At 76.1% G+C, this 8,576-nt stretch carries 9 protein-coding genes and 1 pseudogene; 8 read left to right on the forward strand and 2 right to left on the reverse strand.

What is annotated here, in order from left to right:
• The 3 genes and pseudogenes from NH342_RS20525 to dapF form a co-directional block, all read left to right on the forward strand.
• Nucleotides 1-263 (forward strand): annotated as a pseudogene (locus NH342_RS20525) (hypothetical protein); the annotation flags it as partial.
• Entirely contained in the window at nucleotides 260-1,165 is a 906-nt protein-coding gene (gene miaA / locus NH342_RS20530) for a tRNA (adenosine(37)-N6)-dimethylallyltransferase MiaA (RefSeq protein ID WP_253017801.1), read from the forward strand. The pseudogene NH342_RS20525 and the gene miaA, both read left to right, overlap by 4 nt.
• On the forward strand, nucleotides 1,162-2,055 hold the full coding sequence (gene dapF, locus NH342_RS20535) for a diaminopimelate epimerase (RefSeq protein WP_253017802.1): 894 nt from the start codon (nucleotides 1,162-1,164) through the stop codon (nucleotides 2,053-2,055). Before miaA ends, dapF begins: the two co-directional genes overlap by 4 nt.
• On the opposite strand, the gene NH342_RS20540 is transcribed toward dapF, so the two are convergent.
• On the reverse strand, nucleotides 2,033-3,310 hold the full coding sequence (locus NH342_RS20540) for an MFS transporter (protein WP_253017803.1): 1,278 nt from the start codon (nucleotides 3,308-3,310) through the stop codon (nucleotides 2,033-2,035). The two genes, dapF and NH342_RS20540, sit on opposite strands and share 23 nt — an antisense overlap.
• A 57-nt stretch (nucleotides 3,311-3,367) precedes the next feature.
• Here NH342_RS20540 and NH342_RS20545 point away from each other — a divergent pair, with 57 nt between their 5' ends.
• The 4 genes from NH342_RS20545 (at nucleotide 3,368) to NH342_RS20560 (ending at nucleotide 7,306) form a co-directional block, all read left to right on the forward strand.
• Nucleotides 3,368-3,883 carry a transcriptional regulator gene (locus NH342_RS20545; RefSeq protein ID WP_253017804.1) on the forward strand — a complete coding sequence of 172 codons (516 nt, stop codon included), beginning with the start codon at nucleotides 3,368-3,370 and terminating at the stop codon, nucleotides 3,881-3,883.
• 75 nt (nucleotides 3,884-3,958) lie between these two features.
• Complete coding sequence (hflX, locus tag NH342_RS20550) at nucleotides 3,959-5,455, forward strand: GTPase HflX (protein ID WP_253017805.1); 1,497 nt, start codon at nucleotides 3,959-3,961, stop codon at nucleotides 5,453-5,455.
• A 50-nt stretch (nucleotides 5,456-5,505) separates the two neighbouring features.
• Nucleotides 5,506-6,222 (forward strand): phosphatase PAP2 family protein, encoded by a 717-nt coding sequence (locus NH342_RS20555; RefSeq protein ID WP_253017807.1) that lies wholly within the window; start codon nucleotides 5,506-5,508, stop codon nucleotides 6,220-6,222.
• Complete coding sequence (locus NH342_RS20560) at nucleotides 6,194-7,306, forward strand: esterase-like activity of phytase family protein (RefSeq protein WP_253017809.1); 1,113 nt, start codon at nucleotides 6,194-6,196, stop codon at nucleotides 7,304-7,306. Before NH342_RS20555 ends, NH342_RS20560 begins: the two co-directional genes overlap by 29 nt.
• Nucleotides 7,307-7,324: 18 nt before the next feature.
• Here NH342_RS20560 and lexA read toward each other — a convergent pair whose 3' ends face one another.
• A complete protein-coding gene (gene lexA, locus NH342_RS20565) occupies nucleotides 7,325-8,134 on the reverse strand; it encodes a transcriptional repressor LexA (protein WP_253017811.1) in 810 nt (269 codons plus the stop codon).
• A gap of 257 nt (nucleotides 8,135-8,391) precedes the next feature.
• Between lexA and NH342_RS20570 the strand changes: the two genes are divergently transcribed.
• A partial coding sequence (locus tag NH342_RS20570; protein ID WP_253017813.1) for a hypothetical protein occupies nucleotides 8,392-8,576 on the forward strand: 185 nt, incomplete at its 3' end.

An 8,576-nucleotide genomic window follows, 5' to 3' on the forward strand; every position in this document is an offset into this window, starting at 1 on the left:
GGGCCGAGGCGTTCGACTCCGTGGTCGCGGCCGCCCTGCGCGACGGCGACCCGGAGGCCCTGGCCGACCTGGACGCCGCCGAGGGGGACCGGCTGCAGGCGTCCGGGGCCGCCACCTGGCGGGCCGTGGGCGCAGCGCTCGCCGGGCGTGCGGTCACCGCCCGGTTGCTGCTCGAGGACGCCCCGCACGGCGCCGGCCGCCTGGTGGCGGACTGGGTCCTCGCCGAGGTCCCCGACGGCGTGCCCGGGTGGCTGCAGCGGTGAGCGGGCCACCGGTGGTGGCCGTCGTCGGCCCGACGGCCACCGGCAAGACCGGCCTGGCCGTCGAGCTCGCGCACCGGCTGGGGGGCGAGGTGGTCAACGCCGACTCCATGCAGCTCTACCGCGGCATGGACATCGGCACCGCCAAGCCCACCGCGGCCGAGCGCGGGGGAGTGCCGCACCACCTCATGGACCTGTGGCACGTGCGCGAGCCGGCCAGCGTCGCCGCGTACCGGCAGCGGGCCCGGGCCGAGGTCGACCGGCTCCGGGCCGCCGGCGTCGTCCCCCTGCTGGTCGGCGGCTCGGGGCTGTACGTGCGCGCCGTCCTCGACGAGCTGGAGTTCCCGGGCACCGACCCGGCGCTGCGGGAGCGGCTGACCGCCGAGCTGGCCGCGGTCGGCCCGGCCGTGCTGCACGAGCGGCTCGCCGCGGTCGACCCGGCGGCGGCCGCGGCGATCCTGCCCGGCAACGGCCGGCGCATCGTGCGGGCCCTCGAGGTCGTGCAGCTGACCGGCCGGCCCTTCGCCGCCTCGCTGCCCGAACCCCGCCCGCACTACCCGGCGGTGGTGCTCGGCCTGGACCGCGAGCCGGCCGAGCTGGACGAGCGGGTGGCGCTGCGGGTGGACCGGATGTGGGCCGACGGCTTCGTCGACGAGGTGGTCGAGCTGGCCGCCGACGGCCTGCGCGAGGGACCGACGGCGTCCCGGGCGCTGGGCTACGCGCAGGTGCTGGGCCAGCTGGACGGCGAGCTCACCGCCGAGCAGGCCCGCGAGGAGACGGTGCGCACCACCCGCCGGTTCGTCCGCCGCCAGCGGTCCTGGTTCCGCCGCGACGCCGCGGTGACCTGGCTGGACGCCGCCGACCCCGGCCTGGTGCAGCGGGCGCTCTCTACGATCGGACCGTGATCGACGCGAGCGGGCCGCGGGTCCTCAAGGGGCACGGCACCGAGAACGACTTCGTGGTGCTCCCCGACCCCGACGGCTCGGTCTGGCCCGAGGACCGGCTGGACGCCGCGCTGGTCCGCCGGCTGTGCGACCGGCAGGCCGGCCTGGGCGCCGACGGCGTGCTCCGGGTCGTCCCCAGCGCCCTCGTCCCGGACGCCGCCGACGTGCTGGGCGAGCACCTCGACGCCTGCACCTGGTTCATGGACCACCGCAACGCCGACGGCTCGCACGCCGAGATGTGCGGGAACGGCATCCGGCTGTACCTGCACGTGCTGCTCGCCGAGGGCCTGTTGAGCGCCGAGGAGGCCCGCGCCGGCGTGCTGGTCGGCACCCGCGGTGGGCCCCGCCGGGTGGGCGCGGGGGCCGACGGGTACTGGGTGGACATGGGTCCTGCCCGGCCGCTGGGCCGCGGTGAGGCCCGGGTGGCCGGGCGCAGCTACCCCGGCACCGGGGTGTCGATGGGCAACCCGCACCTGGTCTGCCTGACCGACGAGCCGCTGGAGTCCTTCGACCTCACCCGCGCCCCGGCGGTCGACCCTGCGCTGTTCCCCGACGGCGTCAACGTCGAGCTGGTGAACGTGCTCGTCGCGGAGGAGGGCCCGGCCGGCACCACCGCGCACGTGCGGCTGCGGGTCTCCGAGCGCGGGGTCGGGGAGACCCGCTCCTGCGGCACCGGCGCGTGCGCCGCGGCGTGGGCGGCGCTGGACGCCGGTGGCCGGCACGCGGGCACCGTGACCGTCGACGTCCCGGGCGGGCGGTTGTCGGTCGAGGTGACCGAGCAGACCACCGTGCTCACCGGGCCGGCGGTCGTGGTCGGTGCGGGGTCCTTCACCCCGGAGTGGCTGGGCTGACGTCGGCCCTCGCCGTCTCGTCCAGCTCCACGGGCAGGTCGCGCATCCCGACCAGCGGGCTGACCACCACCGGCACCGCGGCCAGCAGCTGACCGGCCACGGCCACCCACAGCGCCGGCACGACCCCGATCGCCGTCCCCAGGACCCCGCCGAGCAGGCCGCCCAGCGGCATGGTGCCGAAGACGATGAACCGCACCGAGGCGTTCATCCGGCCCAGCAGCCGCGGCGGGCACAGCCGCTGCCGGAAGCTGACCTGCAGCACGTTGTAGACCACCACCGCCCAGCTGGCCCCGACGCCGCCGGCCACCAGGACGGCGACCCGGGCCGGGCCGTGGAGCGCGGCGGCCAGCGGGGTGAGGGCGGCGAAGGACCCGAACCCCACCGCCGACAGGCAGATCGCCCGGCCGTCGCCGACCAGCCGGCCCAGCGGGGCGGCGGTGACGGCGCCCAGCAGGCCGCCGGCCGCCCCGGCCGAGAGCACGAACCCCAGGGTGGACTCCGACAGGCCGAGGGTGCGCAGCACGTAGAGCGCGAGCAGGGTGCCGGTGATCGAGCCGAACAGGTTGCCGGTGCCCGTGCACGCCACGATGCGCCGCAGCAGCCGGTGCCGGACCACGAAGCCCAGCCCCTCGGCGATCTCCTCCCGCAGCCGGCGCCGGGTGGACCGGTCGGGGACGACGTCGACGTGCCGGATCCGGCTGACGAACAACGCGGAGAGCAGGTAGCCCAGCGCGGTGACCACCAGCAGCACCGGTGCGGCCAGCACCCGCAGCAGCACCCCCGTCAGGCCGGGCCCCGCCACCTGGGCCACGGCCCGGCTGATCTCGAGCTTGCCGTTGCCGTCGGTGAGCTGGCTGCGGTCCACGATCGTGGGCAGGTAGCTCTGGTAGGCCACGTCGAAGAACACCGTCGCGGTGCCGACCACGGCCGCGACGACGTAGAGCTGGCCCAGGGTCAGCGCGTCGAGCAGGTAGGCCACCGGGATGGTGGCCAGTGCCAGCGCGCGCACGGTGTCGGCCCGCACCAGCACGCGCTGCCGCCGCCAGCGGTCCACCCACGCACCCGCGGGCAGCGCGATGAGCAGGAACGCCGCGGTCTCCAGCGCGGTGAGCACGCCCATCTCCAGCGGGGACGCCGACAGCACGGCGACCGCGACCACCGGCAGCGCGACGCCGACGACCTGGGTGCCCACGTGGCTGGCGGTCTCGGCGACCCACAGCTGCCGGAAGTCGTGGTGCCGCAGCAGGCTGGTCATGCCGGCCAGCCTGGAGGAACTGATTGGGAAGTGTCAATCAGTCGCTAGGATGGCGGCGTGTCGCGCGAGGGGTGGGAGGGACGCCGTCCGGCCACCGACGCCGAGGCCCGGGCGCTGGCCTCCGGCACCCGGCTGCGGATCCTGCGGCTGTGCCTGGACCGGCCGCTGACCAACCGGGAGATCGCCGTCCGGCTCGACCGCAACCCGGCCTCGGTGCTGCACCACGTGCGCACCCTGGTCGACACCGGCTTCCTGGTCGCCGAGCCGGCCCGCCGTGGCAACCGCGGCGCCCGCGAGGTGCCCTACCGGGCCACCGGCCGATCCTGGGAGCTGGACCTCGCCGACCGGCCGGCGCCCGCCCGGGACCCGGTCCTGGCGGCGTTCCTCGGCGAGGTCGCCGCGGTCGGGGAGCGGCAGCTGCGCAGCACCCGCCTGGGCCTGCGGCTCTCGGCCGAGCACCGCGAGCAGTTCGAGGAGGAGCTGCACGGCCTGCTCGACCGGTGGGCCCGCCGCGGCCCGGACGAGGGCGGCGAGCGCTGGTCGGTCTTCCTGGGCATGCACCCGGAGGAATGAGCGGGACCCCAGCGACCGTTGCACAGCAGGTAATCAGGTGCTCCCCCGTGGGGGAGCGTGTCACGCTGGGAGACGATGACCACAGCACAGAACCGGGCGATCCTCGAGGACGCCGAGGTGCGCGCCGCCAAGGCCGCCGTGCCCGCCGTCCCGACCGACCCCCGTCCCGCGCCGGGCGGGCACCGGGACACCCCGGACGACACGACCGGCAGCTTCGCCCTCGAGGAGCGCGGTGCGCTCCGCCGGGTGGCGGGCCTGTCGACCGAGCTCGCCGACGTCACCGAGGTCGAGTACCGCCAGCTGCGCCTCGAGCGCGTCGTGCTGGTCGGGGTCTGGACCGAGGGGACCCCCGCCGACGCCGACCGTTCGCTGGCCGAGTTGGCCGCCCTCGCCGAGACCGCCGGGTCGGAGGTGCTGGAGGCCGTCAGCCAGCGCCGCGACAAGCCCGACGCCGGCACCTACGTCGGCTCGGGCAAGGCCGCCGAGATCCGCGAGATCGTGGCCGCCACCGGCGCCGACACCGTCATCTGCGACGGCGAGCTGACCCCGGGCCAGCTCAACCAGCTGGAGAAGATCCTCAAGGTCAAGGTGGTCGACCGCACGGCGCTGATCCTGGACATCTTCGCCCAGCACGCCTCCTCCCGGGAGGGCAAGGCGCAGGTCGAGCTGGCCCAGATGCAGTACATGCTCCCGCGGCTGCGCGGGTGGGGTGAGTCCCTGTCCCGCCAGGCCGGTGGCCGCGTCGCCGGCGGTGGCGGCATCGGTACCCGCGGTCCCGGTGAGACCAAGATCGAGACCGACCGCCGGCGGATCCGTGCCCGGGTGAGCAAGCTGCGCCGGGAGATCGCCGGCATGGCCACCGCGCGCGCGACGCAGCGCTCCGGGCGCGACCGGAACAGGGTGCCGTCGGTGGCGATCGCCGGCTACACGAACGCCGGCAAGTCCAGCCTGCTCAACCGGCTGACCGACGCCGGCGTGCTGGTGCAGGACGCGTTGTTCGCCACCCTGGACCCCACCGTCCGGCGGGCGCAGACCCCCGACGGGGCCGACTACACCCTCACCGACACCGTCGGCTTCGTGCGGCACCTCCCGCACCAGCTGGTCGACGCCTTCCGCTCGACGCTGGAGGAGGTGGCCGCCGCCGACCTGCTGGTGCACGTCGTCGACGGCTCCGACCCCGACCCGCTGGGTCAGATCGACGCCGTCCACGTGGTGCTCGGCGAGATCGACGCGGCCGCCGTCCCCGAGCTGGTCGTGGTGAACAAGGTCGACGCCATGCACCCGGACGACGTCCTGGCCCTGCGGCAGGCGTTGCCCGGGGCGCAGTGGGTGTCCGCGGCGACGGGGGAGGGGATCGAGGAGCTGCGGGCGGTCATCGCGGCACGTCTGCCGCACCCCGACGTCGACGTGGAGGTCCTGGTGCCCTTCGACCGGGGCGACCTGGTCTCGCGGGTGCACGCCGACGGCGAGGTGCTCAGCGAGGAGTTCTGCGCCGACGGCACCCGGCTGCACGCCCGGGTCGACGGGGCCCTCGCCGCCGCGCTGGACCCCTTCGTCGCACCCCGCGGCTGAGTCGGGCAGAGGTCACGGGGAGGTCACGGTCGGACCGGTACCGTGACCGCGTGACCACCCCGAGCGCCGCGGCACCCGCCCGCCTCGGGACCGCGGTGATCGGGACCGGGCGGCCGCCCTGGTGGGCGGTCGCCCTGGGCGGGGTGGTCACCGTCCTGGTGACGGTCAACCTGCTCTCCCGCGGCGTGCTGGAGCGGATGGACCTCAGCGTCTCCGAGGTCGTCAGCGACTGGGGCCTGCGCGACTCCGCCGCCTACTGGCCGGTCTGGGTGCTCACCCAGGCCGGTGGACGGGTCACCATCCTCGTGGTCCTGCTCGGCCTGGTGGGCTGGATCGGGTGGCGCCGCCGTTCGCTGCTGCCCGTCCTGCGCGTGCTCGTGGCCCTCGCGCTGCTGACCGCGGTCGTCTACGCCTTCAAGTACGGGACCGGTCGGACGGCGCCGGCCTACCCCGGCTCGTTCTTCCACCGCGACGGCGCCTCCTACCCCTCCGGGCACGTGGCCAACGCCGTCCTGATGTGGGGCGTGGCCCGCTGGCAGGCCGTGCAGTACGGCCTGCCGGCCCGGGCCCAGCGGGTGCTCTGGGCGCTGGCGGTGGTCGGTCCGGTCGTGACGGGTGTGGCCATGGTGGCGCTGAACTTCCACTGGGTCACGGATGCACTCGTGGGAGGTGCCGTGGGCGTGGTCCTGCTGGGCGTGGTGCACGCGCTGGACGCAACCCTCCTGTCACGCTCGGTGCGTGCTCGAGGACGGCGGACCGCTGCCTGAGGCCCGGACCACCCGGTCCCGGGCCCTCACCCGGCTGCCCGTCGCCGCCGTCCTGTGCACCGCGGTGCTGGCCGGTCCGTTCCTGCCGGGTGCCTTCCTCTCCGGTGGCGTCCTGCAGCGCGGTGTGGAGACCGCCGCCGCCCAGGAGGGGTCCGCGGCGCTGTACGGCGACCCGCAGCAGGCCTGCTCGGTGACCGACGCCCGGCTGCCCGAGATCTCCGGCATCGCGGTGGCCGGCACGACGACCCTGGCCATGAACGACGGGGGCGACGTCGTCACCGTGTACGAGCTCGACGGTGGGTGCACGGTCACCGGGGTGCGGACGGCCCCGGTGGACCCCTACGACCCCGAGGACCTGGCCCTGGCCGCCGACGGCACCGTCTGGCTGGCCGACACAGGCGACAACCGGGCCAGCCGGTCGACGGTCGCCCTCATCGCGCTGGCCCCCGACGGCAGCGCGCCGGTCTACCGCCTCGCCTACCCCGACGGACCCCGCGACGCCGAGGCGCTGCTGCTGGCCCCCGACGGCACCCCGTACCTGGTGACCAAGGACGTGCTGGGGCACAGCGAGGTGTACCGGCCGGCGCAGGCCCTGGACGCCGCCGCCACCGTGCCGCTGACCCGGGTGGCCGACCTGTCCTTCTCCCTCACCGGCACCGAGGGCGGCCCCGTCGGCCGGGCCGGGCAGCTGATGGTGACCGGGGGCGCGGTCAGCCCGGACGGCGCCGCCCTCGTGCTGCGCACCTACACCGACGCCTACGTCTGGCCGCTGACCGGCTCCGACGTGCCCGCCGCCCTGGCCGGCCCGCCCACGGTCGTGCCGTTGCCGGACTCCCCGCAGGGCGAGGCGGTGGCCTTCGCCGCCGACGCCCGCAGCCTCGTGGTCACCGGCGAGGGTCTGCCGGCCGTCGTCACCGTCCTGCCGGCCGTCGGCGCCCTCGCGCCGGCCGCGGCCACCGAGCCCACCGACGGCAGCCCGGCGGACACGGACGGGCCCACCCTGTCGCCGTGGAGCGCGGGGGCCATCGCGGCCATAGCCGCGGCGGTGCTGGTGGCCGGGGTCAGCCGCATCCGCCGACGCTGACCCCGGACCGCCGGCAGGTCAGACCCGCCGCAGGACCGTGACCACCCGGCCGAGCACCGTCGCGTCGTCGCCCGGGATCGGGTCGAACGCCGCGTTGTGCGGCACCAGCCAGACGTGGCCGTCCCGCCGCCGGTAGGTCTTCACGGTGGCCTCGCCGTCGATCATGGCCGCGACGATCTCGCCGTTCTCGGCGGTGGCCTGCTGGCGGACCACCACCCAGTCGCCGTCGCAGATCGCGGCGTCGACCATCGACTCACCGGTCACCTTGAGCATGAACAGGGTGCCCTCGCCGACCAGCTCGCGGGGGAGCGGGAAGACCTCCTCGACGGCCTGCTCGGCCAGCACCGGTCCACCGGCGGCGATCCGGCCGACCAGCGGGACGTAGGTGGGCGCCGGCACCCGGGGGTCGTCGGTGCCGCTGGCCGCGCCCGACGCGGCCAGCCCGGCGGCCGAGCCGTCGGGCTCGGGCAGCTCGCCGGGCATCCGGACGTCGAGGGCGCGCGGGCGGTTCGGGTCGCGGCGCAGCCAGCCCTTCTTCTGCAGGACCGAGAGCTGGTGGGCCACCGACGACGCCGACGACAGCCCGACGGCCTCGCCGATCTCGCGGACGCTCGGCGGGTAGCCGCGGCGCTCGACGGAGTCGCGGATGACCTCGAGCACCCGGCGCTGGCGCTGGGTGAGCCCGTCGCCGGCCTCGCCGCGCTCGGGGAACTCGCGCACCGAGGCGCCCGAGGCGCCCGCCGTGCCGTCGGTGCCCGCGGCCTTCGCCCGGGTGCGCCGCGTGCCGCTCCCGGTCGTCCCGCCGGGGGTGTCTCCCGCGCTGGCCACGTGTCCTCCTCGCCGGCCGCACTGCGGCGGCCGTCCGGTCCGGGTGGGGCGGCGGGGGGTGGGTCCGCCGTCCGGGGTGATCGACACGGACAGTAACGCCACGGAGCCGATTGTTCAAACACGTGTTCGAACCCGGCGCCGCGTCCCCTCGATTTTGTCGGAGCCGTGCGGTAGACATCGCACAGACGTTCGATCGAACAACCGTTCGAGCGACCCGGGCCCGGTGAGGGTCCGCCGACGGATGAGGAGCGACCACCGTGGCCGGTACCGCGATCCCCCTGACCACCACCACCTCCCCCAGCCGTGAGCGCGCCCGTGCGGCCGCGCGGGCGCACCACCCGGCGGGGCGGCGCCTGTCCGCGGTCGCCCCGGTCACCCGGGAGGCCGCGGTCCTCCCGCTGCCGCCCCGGGCCCGCCCGGCTGCCGCGGGTGACGCCGTGGT

The organism is Klenkia sp. PcliD-1-E, from assembly GCF_024124375.1.
Classification (GTDB): Bacteria; Actinomycetota; Actinomycetes; order Mycobacteriales; family Geodermatophilaceae; genus Klenkia.